The sequence below is a fragment of the Campylobacter sp. CH246 genome, assembly GCF_004378835.1.
Taxonomy (GTDB): Bacteria; Campylobacterota; Campylobacteria; order Campylobacterales; family Campylobacteraceae; genus Campylobacter_D; species Campylobacter_D jejuni.
The window spans coordinates 67,362-83,990 of sequence record NZ_RYYA01000005.1 but is presented as its reverse complement, the minus strand read 5'-3'; the positions used below and the strand labels follow the sequence as shown (position 1 = coordinate 83,990).

At 31.0% G+C, this 16,629-nt stretch carries 16 protein-coding genes and 2 pseudogenes; 10 read left to right on the top strand and 8 right to left on the bottom strand.

What is annotated here, in order from left to right:
• Positions 1-6 precede the first annotated feature (6 nt).
• From ELQ06_RS05225 to ileS, 6 genes are read right to left on the bottom strand one after another with little or no spacing between them, the layout of a single operon-like run.
• On the bottom strand, positions 7-783 hold the full coding sequence (locus tag ELQ06_RS05225; protein WP_002853489.1) for a carbon-nitrogen hydrolase family protein: 777 nt from the start codon (positions 781-783) through the stop codon (positions 7-9).
• Positions 776-949 (bottom strand): exodeoxyribonuclease VII small subunit, encoded by a 174-nt coding sequence (gene xseB, locus ELQ06_RS05220; RefSeq protein ID WP_002853034.1) that lies wholly within the window; start codon positions 947-949, stop codon positions 776-778. The genes ELQ06_RS05225 and xseB overlap by 8 nt, the downstream gene beginning before the upstream one ends.
• The gene (gene guaB / locus ELQ06_RS05215) at positions 946-2,403 is read right to left on the bottom strand and encodes an IMP dehydrogenase (RefSeq protein WP_052793042.1); all 1,458 of its coding nucleotides are present in this window, start codon (positions 2,401-2,403) and stop codon (positions 946-948) included. The genes xseB and guaB overlap by 4 nt, the downstream gene beginning before the upstream one ends.
• Before the next feature lie 9 nt (positions 2,404-2,412).
• The gene (gene gatA, locus ELQ06_RS05210) at positions 2,413-3,774 is read right to left on the bottom strand and encodes an Asp-tRNA(Asn)/Glu-tRNA(Gln) amidotransferase subunit GatA (RefSeq protein WP_052793043.1); all 1,362 of its coding nucleotides are present in this window, start codon (positions 3,772-3,774) and stop codon (positions 2,413-2,415) included.
• Positions 3,771-3,881: a membrane protein gene (locus ELQ06_RS05205; protein ID WP_002869114.1), complete on the bottom strand. Its 111-nt coding sequence runs from the start codon at positions 3,879-3,881 to the stop codon at positions 3,771-3,773. Before ELQ06_RS05205 ends, gatA begins: the two co-directional genes overlap by 4 nt.
• The gene (ileS, locus tag ELQ06_RS05200) at positions 3,875-6,628 is read right to left on the bottom strand and encodes an isoleucine--tRNA ligase (protein ID WP_052793791.1); all 2,754 of its coding nucleotides are present in this window, start codon (positions 6,626-6,628) and stop codon (positions 3,875-3,877) included. Before ileS ends, ELQ06_RS05205 begins: the two co-directional genes overlap by 7 nt.
• Before the next feature lie 98 nt (positions 6,629-6,726).
• Here ileS and ELQ06_RS05195 point away from each other — a divergent pair, with 98 nt between their 5' ends.
• The 10 genes and pseudogenes from ELQ06_RS05195 (at position 6,727) to rpsR (ending at position 13,462) form a co-directional block, all read left to right on the top strand.
• The gene (locus tag ELQ06_RS05195; RefSeq protein ID WP_032592428.1) at positions 6,727-7,815 is read left to right on the top strand and encodes a CinA family protein; all 1,089 of its coding nucleotides are present in this window, start codon (positions 6,727-6,729) and stop codon (positions 7,813-7,815) included.
• 11 nt (positions 7,816-7,826) lie between these two features.
• Positions 7,827-8,254: pseudogene (locus ELQ06_RS05190) on the top strand (GNAT family N-acetyltransferase).
• A 63-nt stretch (positions 8,255-8,317) separates the two neighbouring features.
• Positions 8,318-8,939 (top strand): annotated as a pseudogene (locus ELQ06_RS05185) (NAD(P)H-dependent oxidoreductase).
• Entirely contained in the window at positions 8,939-9,544 is a 606-nt protein-coding gene (locus tag ELQ06_RS05180) for an NAD(P)H-dependent oxidoreductase (protein WP_002864275.1), read from the top strand. Before ELQ06_RS05185 ends, ELQ06_RS05180 begins: the two are co-directional and overlap by 1 nt.
• Positions 9,545-9,668: 124 nt before the next feature.
• Positions 9,669-10,205: a CDP-diacylglycerol--glycerol-3-phosphate 3-phosphatidyltransferase gene (pgsA, locus tag ELQ06_RS05175; protein ID WP_002812871.1), complete on the top strand. Its 537-nt coding sequence runs from the start codon at positions 9,669-9,671 to the stop codon at positions 10,203-10,205.
• Positions 10,202-11,308: an RIP metalloprotease RseP gene (gene rseP / locus ELQ06_RS05170; RefSeq protein ID WP_052797677.1), complete on the top strand. Its 1,107-nt coding sequence runs from the start codon at positions 10,202-10,204 to the stop codon at positions 11,306-11,308. Before pgsA ends, rseP begins: the two co-directional genes overlap by 4 nt.
• The gene (locus ELQ06_RS05165) at positions 11,301-12,167 is read left to right on the top strand and encodes a VirK family antimicrobial peptide resistance protein (RefSeq protein ID WP_002892230.1); all 867 of its coding nucleotides are present in this window, start codon (positions 11,301-11,303) and stop codon (positions 12,165-12,167) included. The genes rseP and ELQ06_RS05165 overlap by 8 nt, the downstream gene beginning before the upstream one ends.
• A gap of 86 nt (positions 12,168-12,253) precedes the next feature.
• The gene (gene rpsF / locus ELQ06_RS05160; RefSeq protein ID WP_002812868.1) at positions 12,254-12,631 is read left to right on the top strand and encodes a 30S ribosomal protein S6; all 378 of its coding nucleotides are present in this window, start codon (positions 12,254-12,256) and stop codon (positions 12,629-12,631) included.
• Positions 12,632-12,639: 8 nt separating this feature from the next.
• Entirely contained in the window at positions 12,640-13,191 is a 552-nt protein-coding gene (locus tag ELQ06_RS05155; protein WP_052797676.1) for a single-stranded DNA-binding protein, read from the top strand.
• Between the two features lie 10 nt (positions 13,192-13,201).
• On the top strand, positions 13,202-13,462 hold the full coding sequence (gene rpsR, locus ELQ06_RS05150) for a 30S ribosomal protein S18 (protein ID WP_002853032.1): 261 nt from the start codon (positions 13,202-13,204) through the stop codon (positions 13,460-13,462).
• Positions 13,463-13,522: 60 nt separating this feature from the next.
• On the opposite strand, the gene lon is transcribed toward rpsR, so the two are convergent.
• Entirely contained in the window at positions 13,523-15,898 is a 2,376-nt protein-coding gene (gene lon / locus ELQ06_RS05145; protein ID WP_002892228.1) for an endopeptidase La, read from the bottom strand.
• A 16-nt stretch (positions 15,899-15,914) separates the two neighbouring features.
• Positions 15,915-16,562: an outer membrane protein assembly factor BamD gene (locus ELQ06_RS05140; RefSeq protein ID WP_002852961.1), complete on the bottom strand. Its 648-nt coding sequence runs from the start codon at positions 16,560-16,562 to the stop codon at positions 15,915-15,917.
• Positions 16,563-16,629: the final 67 nt, after the last annotated feature.

Genomic DNA, 16,629 nt, shown 5'->3' with positions numbered 1-16,629 from the left:
TCTTCTTTAAAAATTCTTAAGAATTTTATCAAAACCCCAAAGTTTTCTTGCTTCATCACTTTTTTTAGGCTCTATGATAAGCATTTCTTCTTCAGAACCTAATTTACTTTCTATCTCACCAAAAGCATTGATAAACAAAGTATCACCGTAAAAATTCCATTCATCTTTTGTTTTACCTATGCGATTGACTCTTAAAATGCTTGTAGAATTTAAAAACGCTCTTGTTTTTAAAAGTTCTTCCCATCTTTGTTTACTTTCAAAGGTACAAGCACTAGGAACGATAACCAAATCAATTTTTTTCGCCATAATCTGTTGCCAAAAAATATCAAAATGCGTCTCAAAACCAAAAAGCAAAGCACATTTTAATTTTTCATAATTAAAAGTAAAAATTTTTAATTCTGATGGAGTTTTGTTGCTGAAAAATTTTTCTTCATTCCAATGTTCATAAGGCATTAAAATTTGCTGTTCATAACTTTTCACACCATTTGGAGTAACTTTTAAGCAAAGTTTTTTATAACTTTTAGCTTCAACGCTTACATAAGGAGCGATGATTTCTAATTCGTATTTTTTAGCAAGTTTAATCAAGCTTTCTTTTTTAGCTTCGCTTTGTTCTTTTATCATATTTTTTGGCATATGCAAAAGTTCTGTAAAAAAACTGTTGATCACATATTCTCCCAAAACTACTAAATTTGCTCCATTGTCTTTTGAAGCTTTAAGATAATAATCAAGCCTTGATTCACTTAAAGCTAAAGTTGGAAACTGTAAAGCTGCTATTTTACTCATCGATTTGCTCCACTTCTAATTTTGCTTTTTCAAGCTCAAGTCTTGCTTTTTTAATGCTTTCTAAACCTTCTTTATAAATTTTTACACTTTCATCTAAGGCAAGCTCTTGATTATTTAATTTTTCCAAAGATTCATTAGCGTGTTTTAAATTTTCTTCAAAACTCATTGATGATTAACCTTGTAGTTTGGTGCTTCATGAGTGATAGTAACATCATGCACGTGACTTTCTTTAAGCCCTGCAGTGGTAATTTCAACAAATTCGGCTCTTTTTTGAAAATCTTCTATATCTTTAGCCCCAACATAACCCATAGAAGAACGCAAACCTCCTAAAAGTTGATGCACCACGCTTCTTATACTTCCCACATAAGGAACACGCCCTTCTATACCTTCAGGAACGAGTTTATCTTGAGCAGTACCTTGCTGAAAATATCTATCCGAACTTCCCTTTTGCATAGCCCCAAGTGAGCCCATACCACGATAAGACTTATATTGTCTTCCTTGATAAGTAAAAAGATCTCCTGGACTCTCATCCGTTCCAGCTAAAAGCGATCCTATCATAACAGAACTCGCACCTGCAGCTAAAGCTTTTGCAATATCACCTGAATATTTAATCCCACCATCAGCTATCACAGGAACGCCAAATTTATTTGCTTCTTCTACGCATTCATCAATGGCTGAAATTTGAGGCACACCCACACCTGAAACAATACGTGTAGTGCAAATACTTCCTGGTCCAATACCTACTTTAACCGCATCTACCCCTGCTTCACAAAGTGCTTTTGCTGCAGCTGCAGTGGCGATATTTCCTGCGATAAGATCTAAATTTGGATATCTAGCCTTAATTGCTTTTACTGTATCAATAATACCCTTAGAATGTCCATGTGCAGAATCAAGCACAACAACATCAACACCCGCTTCAACTAAAGCATCCACACGATCCATTTGCCCTACTCCTATAGCCGCACCCACACGTAATCTTCCAAAATTATCTTTATTGGCATCAGGATATTCTTTACGTTTTTTAAGATCTTTTATAGTGATAAGTCCTTCCAAGCGTCCTTGTTCATCAACTATAGGAAGTTTTTCTACTTTATTGGTACTAAAAATTTTTTCCGCATCATCTAGAGTGCAACCTTTTGGAGCAGTGATTAAAGGCATTTTAGTCATAACATTTTCAACCAAATTTGAAAAATCACTCTCAAATCTTAAATCACGATTGGTCAGTATGCCTATTAGTTTCTTATCTTCATCTACTACAGGAACACCTGAAATTCTATACTCTGCCATGATTTCTAAAGCCTCTGCAACACTTGCTTTAGGACTTACAAAAATAGGATCGATAATCACTCCACTTTCGCTTTTTTTCACTCTTTTTACTTCTCTAACCTGTGAAGCTATATCCATATTTTTATGAATCACTCCAAGTCCTCCAAGTCTTGCCATCATGATAGCAGCTCTGTGTTCAGTAACGGTATCCATAGCCGCAGAGATTAAAGGCATATTTAAAGTGATATTTTTTGTTAGTTTAGTGTGAATTTTTACTTCCTTAGGTAGAACTTCAGAATACCCAGGACGCAATAATACATCTTCAAAAGTTAAAGCTCTTTTTACAATTTTCATCTTTTATCCTTAATTTTTAATCATTTGTTCTAAACTTAAAGCCCCATCTAACAAGGTTTGTTCATCATAAGCTTTGCAAATCAGTTGTGCTGATATATTAAGCCCTTCTTTATCTTTTGCAACAGGCACGCTAATGCCTCCAAGTCCTGCTAAATTTACAGAGATAGTATAAACATCTTCTAAATAAGTTTGCATAGGGCTTTTTTGAGTATCAAATTTAAAAGCCGTTGTAGGAGTTACAGGCATAAAAACAAGATCACAATCTTGCAAAATTTCTTCATATTTTGCCTTGATAAAAGCTCTAGCTTTTTGTGCTTTGATATAATACGCATCATAATATCCACTGCTTAAAACAAAAGTTCCTAACAAAATTCTTCTTTTTACTTCTTCGCCAAAACCTTCGCTGCGTGTATTTACATACATTTCTTTTAAATTTTGGATATTTTCGGAACGCTTGCCATAACGTACCCCATCATAGCGGCTTAAATTCGCACTTGCTTCGGCTGTTGCGATGATATAATACGCTGCGATATCAAACTTAGAATCAAGTAAATTTTTATATACAATCTCATGTCCATTAGCTTTTAACATATCTATGGTTTTTAAAAGTGCGTTTTTTACTTCGCTATCTGCATCATTGATATAATTTTCAATCACTGCAATTTTTAATTTTTTATTTGCATTTAAATTTGAAGCGGTTTTGATAAACTCGATATTTGCACTCGTGCTATCCATTTTATCATATCCTGCAATCGCATCATATAAAATTGCCGCATCTTCTACATTTTGCGTTAAAACCCCGATTTGATCCAAACTTGAAGAATAAGAAGCCAAACCATAGCGACTCACTCTTCCATAACTCGGTTTAAATCCTACACAACCACAAAAAGCTGCAGGTTGACGTACAGATCCTCCTGTATCAGAACCCAAACTTGCCAAAGCCAAGCCACCCGCTACCGCAGCAGCACTTCCACCACTTGATCCACCTGGAACACGCTCAAAATTTAAAGGATTTAAAGTTTTTCCATAACAAGAACTCGCTGTTGAACTTCCCATAGCAAATTCATCCATATTGCAACGCCCAAAAGGAGCAAAACCATTAGCTTTTAAATTAACAATCGCACTTGCATCATAAGGAGCGATATAACCTTGTAAAATTTTACTTGCGCTAGTAAGCTCCCAACCTTTTACACTGATATTATCTTTTATAGCTACAGGCACACCTTCACCTGAAACACTTAAGTCTTTATCTAAAAATTGTTCAATATAAGCACCTATTTTTTTTTCTTTTTTTGCTTTTTCATTGAGTTCTTTTTTTAAATTTTCAAGTTCTTCTTTGGAGTATTTTAAAGCTTCTTTTAAAGTTATCATTTATTTTCCTTTGTTTTTTTGATCAAAAATACTGCTAAAGCACTAAAAGCTAAAACCACCGCTATAGTTGTGATGATAATGCTATTTGGAATAGGATTTTCTAGCATTGAATCCCTTTTAAAACTTCTTCACATCTTAAACAAGGTGTTTCTTCATTTTTACTTTGAAGTTTCCAACATCTTGGGCATTTACAAAGCGAAGCTTTGGTGATTTTAAATTTCTCATTCTCTACTTCAAATTCAGCTAAAATTTCTTCATTTTCATTGCTGATTTGACTCACCATAAACCAATCGGCTAATTCCTCATTTGGGAATTTATTAAAACTAATGTTTAAATTTAATTCCAAAGTAGATTTAATGATTTTATCTTTTTTAAGCATATCAATTTGTTCAAAAAATTTCTCTCTAGCGCTTATTAAAAATGTATCATCTATACCAAAATCATAATCAAAATCCTGAGTTAAACTCAAATCAAATACATCTTTTGCATCGCCTTTGATTAAAACATTAGCATGTTCTAAAGCCTCATCTACGCTATAGCTTAAATTTGGAGCAAGTAAATTTAAAAGCTCTTTTGCTATCAAAGCCATAGCCACTTGAGCAGATTTTCTTCTTTGGGCATTTTCACTATCACAATAAAGTCTATCTTTGCTGATATCAAGATAAATCCCGCTTAAATCCGCACTTAAGAAATTTAAAAGCAAACTAAAACCTTTAGCAAATTCATAAGCAAAAAATGCTTCTTTACTTGCTTTAAAAACTTTAGTTGCACGGCTTAATATCCATTTATCAATAAAGCTAAATTCTTCAACCTCTAAATCTTTTAAGTCATTTGTATTGGCAAGCAAAAATCTTATAGTATTTCTTATTTTGCGGTATTGTTCACCTACTTGTTTTAAGATATTGTCCGAAATTTTTAAATCACTTGAATAATCACTTAAAAGTATCCAAAGTCTTAAAATTTCGACTCCATAAGTTTTTGCTACATATTCAGGAGCGATCACATTGCCTTTAGATTTAGACATTTTTTGCCCTTTTTCATCCGTAGTAAAACCATGAGTTAAAATGCTTTCATAAGGTGCACTTTCATTGATCGCTGTACCTACAAGTAAAGAGCTTTGAAACCAACCACGATGCTGATCGCTTCCTTCTAAATACATACTTGCTCTTTTTTCTCCTGCGTCATAAAGTCCGCTATTTAAAACCGCATTAAAAGTACTTCCACTATCAAACCAAACATCTAAAATATCATATACTTTTTCTAAATTTTCAGCGTTGTATTTTGAATTTGCAGGAATTAAATCTTTGATTTCAAACTCCCACCACGCATCAGCGCCATGTTTTTCAAAAATAGCTGCTACAAAGTCAAAAAGTTCATCATCAAAAATCACTTCTTTAGTGTTTTTATCTCTAAAAAAAGCTATAGGCGTTCCCCAGTCCCTTTGTCTTGAAATACACCAATCTGGGCGATTTTCCACCATAGAACCTATTCTTTTTACCCCACTTTGCGGATAAAAAGTTGTTTTTAAAAGTTGTTCTTTTGCACACTCTCTTAAAGTTTTTCCTTGAAGTTTTGGTTCATCCATTAAAATAAACCATTGTTTAGTAGCTCTATAAATCACAGGCTTATGCGTTCTCCAACAAAATGGATAAGAATGTATAAATTTAGAAGAATGTAACAGTTTTGCGCCTAAAAGTTCTAAAATTTTTTCATTGGCCTTAAAAATATGAAGACCTATAAACTCTTCAAGCAAATGAGAAGGCAAAAGCTCTTTAGCTCTTAAAGTTTCATCATAACATCCACCATCATCAACAGGCATTAAAACTTCAATACCGTATTTCAAACAAGCATAGTAATCATCTTCGCCATGTCCTGGTGCAGTATGCACAAGTCCACTTCCACCATCCATCAATACATGCTCACCCATAATTAAAACAGATTTTCTTCCATTTAAAGGATTGATAGCTTCAAGTTTTTCAAATTCTTTTGCGTTTAATTCTTTTTGAATTTCTCCACTTGTAAGTCCTTTTTCTACCATACTTTTAAGTAAAGCACTTGCAAAAATCAAACCTTCTTTGGTAATCACATAATTTTCATTAGGATTTAAAGCTATAGCTTGATTAGCCACTAAAGTCCAAGGCGTAGTTGTCCATATCACTGCGCTTGCTTTTGAAACACCTAATTTTTCGCAAGCTTTTACATCTAAATCAAAAGCCACAAAGATAGAATAATCTTCTTTATCTTGATACTCTACTTCAGCTTCCGCTAAAGCTGACTTTGCCGCCCAACTCCAAAAAACAGGTTTAGAACGCTCGCAAAGTAAGCCTTTTTTAGCAATCTCACATAAAGTTCTATAAATCGCTGCTTCAAACTCAAATTTCATAGTCAAATAAGGCTTATCCCAATCCGCAATAATGCCTAAATTTTTAAATTCTTCTCTTTGGATATCTACAAATTCACTCGCATGTTGTCTGCAAAACTCACGAATTTCTTTCTTGCTTAAGCTTTTTTTCTTTTCTCCAAGCTTTACTTCTACTTGTTGTTCTATAGGTAAACCATGACAATCCCACCCTGGAGTAAAACGCACACTCTCACCTTTAAAATAATGCGTTTTGATAATAGTTTCTTTTAAAATTTTATTTAAAGCATGTCCTATATGGATATGTCCGTTAGCATAAGGGGGGCCATCGTGTAAGGTAAAACTTTTTTTCGCATTTTTGCGATTTTCTTTCATTTTTTCATAAGCATAATTTTGCTCAAACCATTTTTTAAATCTTTGCGGTTCAAGTTCCGCTAAATTCGCCCGCATAGCAAAAGTAGTGCTGGGCAAAAGTAGAGTTTCTTTGTAGTCCATTTTTTCCACCTAATTTTTAATAATCTTAAATTCTACTCAAATTAGCTTTAATTTCTACTTTGTTTTTGGCTATAATTATAAGAAAAAAAGGAAAATTTATGAAACATTTGCTTTATCTTATAGGAGATGAGCTTACTATAAACGAAAAATTCAAAAATTATATTTATAGAACTTATGAAGAAAAATTTAAAGAAATCAACGAAATTCGCATACAAAATAAAACTGATAAAGATTTACCCTTTTTGCTTGAAAATCTCTTAAATCAGTACGATTTTATCACTTTATTTACAAGCCCTTTGCATTATGCAACTGTTGCTAAAATTTTAGCAACTTTGAATGATGATAATCTTATCTTAAAAGATGATACCTTGGTTCCAGATAAAGCAGAATTTAGTAAAAATAGCTTTGTGTGTAATTTTTCAAATTCAAAAATCAATGTCGTTAAAATAAATCCAAGCGAAAAATTACCCAATCTTCTTGGGCATATAAAATTAAATTTTGCATATTTTTGCATTTTTGGCATGGATGATGAAAGCGCTATATTGCTACTGCAAACCCTAACAAAATCTTATGAGATAAGTATAAAATCAACTAAGCTTTTAGATAATCTTGTGCTTATTAAGGCCACTTGTGCTAATTTTGGAAAACTTGATGGTTTTTTAAATAGCGTAAAAAATCTTTTTGGACAAAAGGTGTTTTTAGGTAAAGATCCTATACATTTTATAAGCTCTAAACTTTTAGAAAAAAAATTAAAAATTTCTTTTGCTGAAAGTTGCACAGGTGGACTTTGTGCAAGTACCTTAACCAAAATTTCAGGTGTAAGTGAAATTTTTGAAGGTTCTATTGTAAGTTATTCCAACCGCATCAAACACGAATGGCTTGGAATTAGCGAAAGCGTCTTAGAGAATAATGGCGAATACAGTGAACGTTGTGTTTATTTTATGCTAAAAGGTATTTTTAAAACAGCTAATCCTGATTTCGCCTTAGCTATTAGCGGAGTAACTGGCGAAAAAGATGAGGGAAAAATAAAATCAGGTACTATTTATATAGGTGCAATGTTTAGAGATGGAACTTTTATCCAAGAAACGCTTTATTTAAATGGGGATCGTGAATTTATGCAAGAACAAGCCGTTTTAGCAACTTTTTGCTTACTTTTAAAATTAAAACCTGAGATTTTTGAAATTTAAAGGATTTAAAAATGAAAGAAATAAAGCTAAAAGAAGACTTGGAAAAAATTTATCCCTTGATAAAACAATTAAGAAATAACCTATCTTTGAAAGTTTTTTTAGACAAATTCCAACTTACTACACAAACTCAACATTATAAACTTTTTGCCTACGAAAATGAGGGAAATTACAAAGCAGCTTGTGGAGTCATGCCTTTTAATATACCTTATCATAATCATTTGTCTTTATATTTGTGATTTTGTCGTAGATGAAACTTTAAAAGAAAAAGGTATAGGTTTAAGCTTTTTTGACAAAAATCCAAATTTGGGCAAAAGATCAAGGAAATGAAAAATTAGAACTAAGCTCAAGCTTTTTTAGAACACAAGATCATGAATTTTATATCCAAAAAATGGGTTTTGAAAAATCTGGTTTTGTTTTTAAGAAAAATATCAAACTATAATATTTTTTGATTAAGCTTTGCATTTTATAATTAATATTATTATTTTTGATTTTAAGGAATAAAATGAATTTTAAAGAACTAATTTCAAAACGCAGAGCTTGTAAACTTTTTAATGATAAAAAAATCAATGAAAAGGATTTGCATTTTATCTTAGAAAGTGGAGTCTTAGCCCCAAGCTCACATGGATTTGAGCCTTGGAAATTTGTAGTATTAGAACAAAAAGAACACAATCTTAAACTCTCAACCCTATGTTACAATCAACAAAATGTAGCAAGTGCGAGTCATAATATTATTTTTCTAGCAAGAAAAGATCTTCAAAGCAAAGATGAATTTGCACAAAAACAAGTGCGTCGCTTCTCAGGTTCTAGTGAAGAAAATTTTCAAAAAATTTTAGAAATTTACACCCATAAAACCAATGCAATGAATGATAATGAACTCTATCATTGATGCACAACTTCAATGCTATCTTGCTATGATGCAAATGTCGCTAGCTGCAATGAGCTTAGGTATTGATTCTTGTATGATAGGTGGCTTTGAAAAAGCTAAGGTTGATAATTTTCTTAATTTAACTTATCCTTTTGAAACTGCTGTAATTTTATCCTTAGGATATAAAGCCCACGAACCAAAATATTCTACTCAACGCTTAAATTTTAATGAAGTCGTCGAATTTTACAAGGAAAAATAATGAAAAAAGAACTTGAAATTTTTAGCACAAGATATTCTTGTAGAAATTTTAAAAATGAAAAACTCAAAAAAGAGGATTTAAATTCTATTTTAGAAATAGCAAGATTAAGCCCCAGCTCCTTAGGACTAGAACCTTGGAAATTTATAGTAGTGCAAGATGAGAAAAGAAAAGAAGAACTTTCTAAAATTTGCAACCAACAAAAACATGTAAAAGATTGCGCTGCGTTAATTATCATCATTTCAAGACTTGATTTTTTGGATTATTTTGAAGAAAAACTTAGAAAAAGAGATATGAGTAAAACAGAAATTCAAAAACGCTTAGATACTTATATGCCTTTTTTAAAATCTCTAAATCAAGAACAAAAAATATCTTATGCAAGAGAACAAGCTCATATAGCTCTAGCTAGCATACTTTACAGTGCTAATGCTTTAAATATAGCAAGCTGCACTATAGGTGGTTTTGATAAAGAAAAGCTTGATTCTTATTTATCACTTGATATTCAAAAAGAAAGATCAAGTTTGGTAGTGGCTTTAGGATATTGCAACGATGAAAAAAATCCTCAAAAAAATCGTTTTAGTTTTGATGAAGTTGTAAAATTTATTTAAATTTTGCTTTTAAGCAAAATTTAAATAAAAATAAACTGATTCTTTTTTGTATTTTTACTAAGTCTTTGCTTAAATTTTATACAATTTTGATTATAATTTTACATTTAATTTCACAAGGCTTGTTATGAATTTACCCAATATCTTGGCGATTTTTAGAATGGTTTTAGCGCCTTTGCTATTTTTTTTGTTAATTCATAAATTTGAAAATATTCATCAAAGTTGGATTAATTATTTTGCTGCTTTAACTTTTTCATTAGCGGCTTTAAGTGATTTTTTTGATGGATACATCGCAAGAACTTGGAAACAAACTACAAAACTGGGTGGAATCTTAGATCCATTAGCTGATAAAATGCTTGTTTTAGCAGCTTTTTTAGGACTTTTGCTTACAGGAAAAGCTAATGAATGGGTAATTTATATTATATTAGTAAGGGAATTTTTTATCACAGGTTTTAGAGTTGTGATGATTAGCGAAAATTTAAATGTCAATGCTTCTTTTGCAGGTAAACTTAAAACCGCTTTTCAAATGACTGCGATAGGATTTTTAATCATGGAGTGGATAGGCGGTGAAATTCTACTTTACATAGCTTTGATTTTAACTCTTTATTCTGGATTTGAATACATCTATACTTATATAAAAGCTCAAAAAAAAGGAGAAAAATGAGATCTTTATTGTTTTTAATTGTTATTTTGATTTTGGGAATTAAATTTTATTCTATTGAATTTTTAGCAACTATTTTAGTCATCTCATTTTTAATTTTCTTTCACGAATTAGGACATTTTTTAGCTGCAAGATCTTTGGGTGTAAAAGTTGAAGTCTTTAGCATAGGATTTGGAAAAAGTCTTATAGAGCGTGAATTTAAAGGCACGAACTATCGCTTAAGTGCTTTGCCACTTGGAGGATATGTTAAACTTAAAGGACAAGATGATATGCGTCCTGGTTTTGAAAATCTAGACAAAGATAGCTATAGCATTTTAAGTCCTTTAAAAAAGATTTATATTCTTTTTGCTGGACCATTTTTTAATCTAATTTTAGCTTTTTTTCTTTATATTATCATAGGAAATTTAGGTCTAAACAAACTTGCTCCGCAAATAGGAAACATAGCGCCAAACTCTGCTGCACAAGAAATAGGACTTCAAAAAAATGATACTATCTTAGAAATTAACGGTGTAAAAATTCAAAGCTTTGATGAAATTTCAAAGCATTTAAGTTTAGAGCCTTTGAAAATATTAATCAATAGAGAAGGAAAAAATTTAGAATTTATTTTAACTCCAAAAATAGGACAAGGATATAATGACTTTGGACAAATCGTTGAAAAACCTCAACTTGGAGTCAGTCCAAATGCGACAAGCACTCTTGTAAAACATCAAGGTTTAGAAAGTTTTAAATATGCCATACAAGAAAGTTTTCAAGCTTCTACACTCATCATCAAGGGTATAATAAAACTCATAAGTGGTGAAGTTGAAGCAAAAAATTTAGGCGGTATTATCACCATGACTGAAATTACCTCAAAGGCTGCACAAAATAGCTTTACTTTGCTTTTATTTATCACTGCTTTAATTTCTATAAATTTAGGCATTTTAAATCTTTTACCTATTCCTATGCTTGATGGAGGACATATACTTTTTAATCTTTATGAAATGATTTTTAGACGCAAGGTTCCACAGCGTGCTTTTGAATACTTAAGTTACGCAGGTATGGCAATACTTTTAAGTCTAATGCTCTTTGCAACTTATAATGATATATCAAGGATTACAGGTGAATAAAAAATTTTCCTACCCTATTCCAAATTTTACTGATAGAAGAAAAAGTATCATCTTTTGGCGCTATTTGCGTTTTCAAGCAAGAAAAATTCTATATTTTCCTCAAGTAAGGCTTCTAGAAAAAACGCTTAATGAAGAAAAAAATAAACATTTAAAAGACTTTTTCTCTCAAAGACCCTATGCTTGCTACAATGCTATAAGAAGATTTTGCGATAAAAGTTTTAAAGCAAATGAACGCGTTAAAACACTTATTTATGATGTTGATAAGGGACTTACTTGTTTTAAATTTCTTCCCGAAGAACAAATGATTTTTTCTTTTGATGAAGATTTTGAGCTTTTTTTAGGATATAACCATAATGTTTACGAAGAAGGTTTTTGGGCTTTTTCTTTAAAATTTAAAAAATACACTATCTCACAATGTAATTTTTGCTTTACTTTAGAAAATAATCTTCTACTTTCTTGCATACAAGGATATAAATACAAAGATTTTAATATTTTAGAAATTAATAAAATTTTAACTAAAAAATGTCATGGTTTGCGCCCTGTTGCTTTACTTATAGAATGCTCTAAGATGCTTTGTGAAATTTTAAAACTTCAAGCTACTTTAGGTGTGCATGAAAAAAATCAAATCCGTTCTCAAAAAGGAAAAGAAAAAGGATATTTTGTAGATTATCAAAAAATTTGGCTAGAAAATGGTGGAGAATTAATAAAAATCAATAAACACAAATACTATAAACTCCACCACTCTCAAAAAAACCTAGAAGAAATCCCTTCACAAAAACGCTCCATGTATAAAAAACGTTTTGCCATGCTTGAAGAAATCAAAGTAAATTTAGATAAGACATTGGATATTCAAGACTAATTAAGTATATTTTGATATAATCTAGTCTTGCTTTATGCAAAATCCTTGCTCATGAAAATGGGCTTTAATATCCATAAGGAGAAAAGATGAAACATTATGAGGTTTTATTTATCTTAAAACCAACACTTACCGAAGAGGAAGTGAATGCGAAGTTGGAATTTGTTAAAGAAGTCCTAACCAAAAATGGTGCAGAAATTGAAACTGTTGTTCCAATGGGCACTAGAAAATTAGCGTATAAAATCAAAAAATACGAAAGAGGAACTTATTTTGTGATTTATTTCAAAGCTCCTACAAACTTGATCGCTGAGCTTGAAAGGGTGTTAAGAATCACTGAAGAAGTAATAAGATTTTTAATCGTAAAATATGAAAATAAAAAAGAAATTGCAGCTTGGGAAAAACTAAGCCACGGGATTAAGCAATCTAAAAAAGAAATCAAACCTTTAGATGCTCCTGAAATTCAATAAGGAAAAAGATGTTTAACAAAGTTGTTTTGGTTGGAAATCTTACACGCGATATAGAAATGCGTTATGCACAAAGCGGTAGTGCTATTGGAGCTTCCGCTATAGCAGTAACAAGAAGATTTACCACAAATGGAGAAAAAAGAGAAGAAACTTGCTTTATTGATATAAGCTTTTATGGTCGCACCGCAGAAGTTGCAAACCAATACCTTACAAAAGGTTCAAAAGTGCTTATAGAAGGACGTTTGAGATTTGAACAGTGGAGTGATCAAAATGGACAAAATCGCTCTAAACATAGCATACAAGTTGAAAATATGGAAATGCTTGGAAATTCCAGCACTCCACAACAAGGTGGAAATTTTGGCAATAATAGCTTTTCAAACAACAATTATAGTGGAAACTATGAAAATCAAAGCTATGATCCTTATATGAGTGAAAATCAAAATTTTAATAAAGCAAAAGCAAACCCTGCTCCACAAAGAAACCAAAACCCACAACACGAAGAAAAAATAAAAGAAATTGATATCGATGCTTATGATAGCGATGATACTAATTTACCATTTTAAAGGATAAACTATGGCAGAAAAAAGAAAATACTCTCGCAAATATTGCAAATACACTGAAGCAAAAGTTGAATTTATTGATTATAAAGATACAGCAATGTTAAAACATGCTTTATCTGAAAGATTTAAAATCATGCCACGCCGTTTAACAGGTACAAGCAAAAAATACCAAGAAATGGTAGAAGTTGCAATCAAACGTGCAAGACATGTAGCTCTTATCCCTTATATAGTGGATAGAAAAGAAGTAATCAATAATCCTTTTGAAGGACTATAATCTTTTAAAAGCAAACTTATAAAAAGTTTGCTTTCTTATACATTTATTCTCAAAATAAAATTAAACCAAAGTATATTCTAAAACATCACTAAAAGTATCAACAGCAATGATTTCCATATTGTCTCTAACCTCACTAGGAATATCTTTTAAATCCCTTTCGTAATTTTTTCTTGGGATTAAAGCTGTTTTTATATCTGCTTTATAAGCTGCAATTAATTTTTCTTTTAATCCGCCTATTGGTAAAACTTTTCCTTTTAAATCTATTTCACCTGTCATTGCAACATCTGCTTTAACCTTTTTATCACTAAAAATAGAAGCAATGGCTGTGCTTATCGTAATGCCTGCACTTGGGCCATCTTTTGGAGTAGCTCCATCTGGCACATGTATATGAATATTATAACTATCATAAACATTAACTTTAGGATCGATAATTATTTTTTTAGGTATTTTTATTTTTCCTTCATCGATTAAAACTTTTATCATGCTAAAAGCAATTCTAGCTGATTCTTTCATTACATCACCCAAACTTCCCGTGAGCGTTAATTCTCCTTTACCTTTAATTTTTACAGCCTCTACTTTTAAAACATCTCCACCTACACTTGTCCAAGCCAAACCATTAACCTGACCTACTTGATTTTCTCCATTATTTTTTTCTATTTCAAAAACTTTTTTATCTAAAAATTCATTCAAATTTTTTGTATTAATAATGACTTTTTTAATATTTTCTAAAAGTAGTTTTTTAGCACTCTTACGACACAACTCTGTCACTTTGCGACGCAAATTTCTAACTCCTGATTCACGAGTATAATCACTAATGATTAACTCTATAGTTTCATCATCAATAGATAATTCATTGGATTTTAAGCCATGTTTTTTAAGCTCATCTGGAATTAAATATTTTTTCATTATATGAAATTTTTCACTTGGAGTATAAGAGCTAAGTTCTATAAATTCCATTCTATCTCTTAAAGGTGTAGGAATATTGCTAATATCATTTGCCGTTGCTATAAAAATGACTTTACTTAAATCAATATTAAAATTTAAATAATAATCTCTAAATTTAGAATTTTGCTCTGGATCTAAAATTTCTAAAAGCACCGCACTTGGATCGCCTCTAAAACTGCGATTTAATTTATCAATTTCATCCAATACAATTACAGGATTAATTTGTTTTGCCTCTATGAGTCCTTGGGTAATACGTCCAGGCATAGCGCCTATATAAGTTCTACGATGACCACGTAGCTCATTAACATCTTCAAGTCCGCCTAAGGCTATGCGAATAAGCTCTCTTTTTAAAGCTTTTGAAACAGAATTTGCCAGTGAAGTTTTACCCACGCCAGGAGGTCCATAAAGACAAAGTATAACTTTAGCACCATCTTTTTCTGCTATTTTTCTTTTTTCTAAAAGTTCCCTAACTGCAAAATATTCTTCTATGCGTTCTTTTGGTTTGTTTAATGCATAATGATCATGGTTGAGCTGTTTTGAAACTTCTTTAATATCAAGTTTTTTCTTAGAAATTTTTTCAAAAGGAATATCTAATGCTGTTTCTATGTAAGTTTGAATCATCGATGCTTCGGAATTATCTTGATGAATGCGTTCAAATTTTTCAATTTGCTTTTTGATTTCTTTATAAGCGTCTTCGTGCATAAATTTCTTCTTTAACTCCAGACGCTTTTGATACTCTCTAACCTCATCTTCTTTTTGTGTATCAGAACCAAGCTCTTTTTGAATTTGTCTTAATTGTTCTTTTAAAAAATATTCTTTATTTACCTTATCAATACGAGAATGTACTTTATTTTTAATTTCTTTTTGAATTTTATTGGCTTCTATTTCTTGGGCAATTAAATCTATTAATTTTACTAATTTTTGCTCAAGATCTGTTAAAACAAAAAACTCATAAGCAACTTGTTTTTTAATACGCACAGTATTTAAAATCAAATCACAAATCCTAGACGCATCAAAACCTTCTTCAATTGTTCTTAAAAGATCTGGAGAAAAATAATGACTAATATTTGCCAAATTTTTTACCTTCTCTTTTAAAACTTCAAGAAGCGCTTCTTTTTTAGTTCCTTCTAAAAAGTCTTCTTTTATAAGTTCTATCTTGGCTTCTAAAGGTTTATTAGAAATTTGCTCTATAATTTTGCCCTTAGCATATCCTTGAAAAAGTATTTTCACCCTTCCATCGGGTAAAGGAACTTTTCGCATGATAGTCCCAATCACTCCACAATTATAAATTTCATCAAAATTTCTTCCATTTTCCAACTTTGAAGGTGCAACAAAAAGCATACTATCATTTTTAATCGCAAGATCTAAAGCTTTCATATTGGATGAATCGTTAATAAAAATAGGAGTTATCATAAAAGGATATAAAAATAATTCATCTTCAACCAATACTGGTAAATTTGCTGGATAATTTTGTATCTCTTCAATCTGCATTTATTTTCCTTGTTTATTAAAATCTTTCAAATATACTTCTATACCAAGGAAGCTCAGGTTTGATAATACTTTGCTGATAAAATTCACTTTCTTGAAGTCTTTGTTTATAAATTTGCGCACTTTCATCATGCCCTATGCGCTGGTATAGATTTTCTATAGTACTATTAAGATAAAAAACCGCTAAATTAAATTTTGTAAGCATTGTTTGAACCAAAGGTTCATATTCTGTATAAGGATAATCTTTCAAAAAAGTATCTATTTCTTTTTGGCTTTCAAGCATTAAAGCCTGATTACGATTTGGCACTGCAAATGCATCAAATTTTGCTTTAATTTTAAGATAACGAATATAATCAGCATTGCGTGAATTTCCAAATTTTTTATTATATTCATCTAAATAAAATTCAGCTAACTTATATTCCTCTTCATCCATATGAGCTTGTGCTAAAATAATTAAAGTAGTTTCCAATAAAGGATCGGCAACATGCTCACTTGCCATACCATTATAATGATCATCAGCTTTTTCCAAATCCTTGTCCTGCAAATCTTTAATAATTTGCTTATACCACTCACTAGCACTAAGATTGTATAAACCTTCATCATTTTTCGTACTACACGCACTAAAAAAAACACTTAAAAAAACCAATAAAAAAATACCTTTTTTCATACTTCACCTTGATTTATATTCTCAAAAATATATATTTTAACGATTTTATAATTATGTTCTTCTAAAA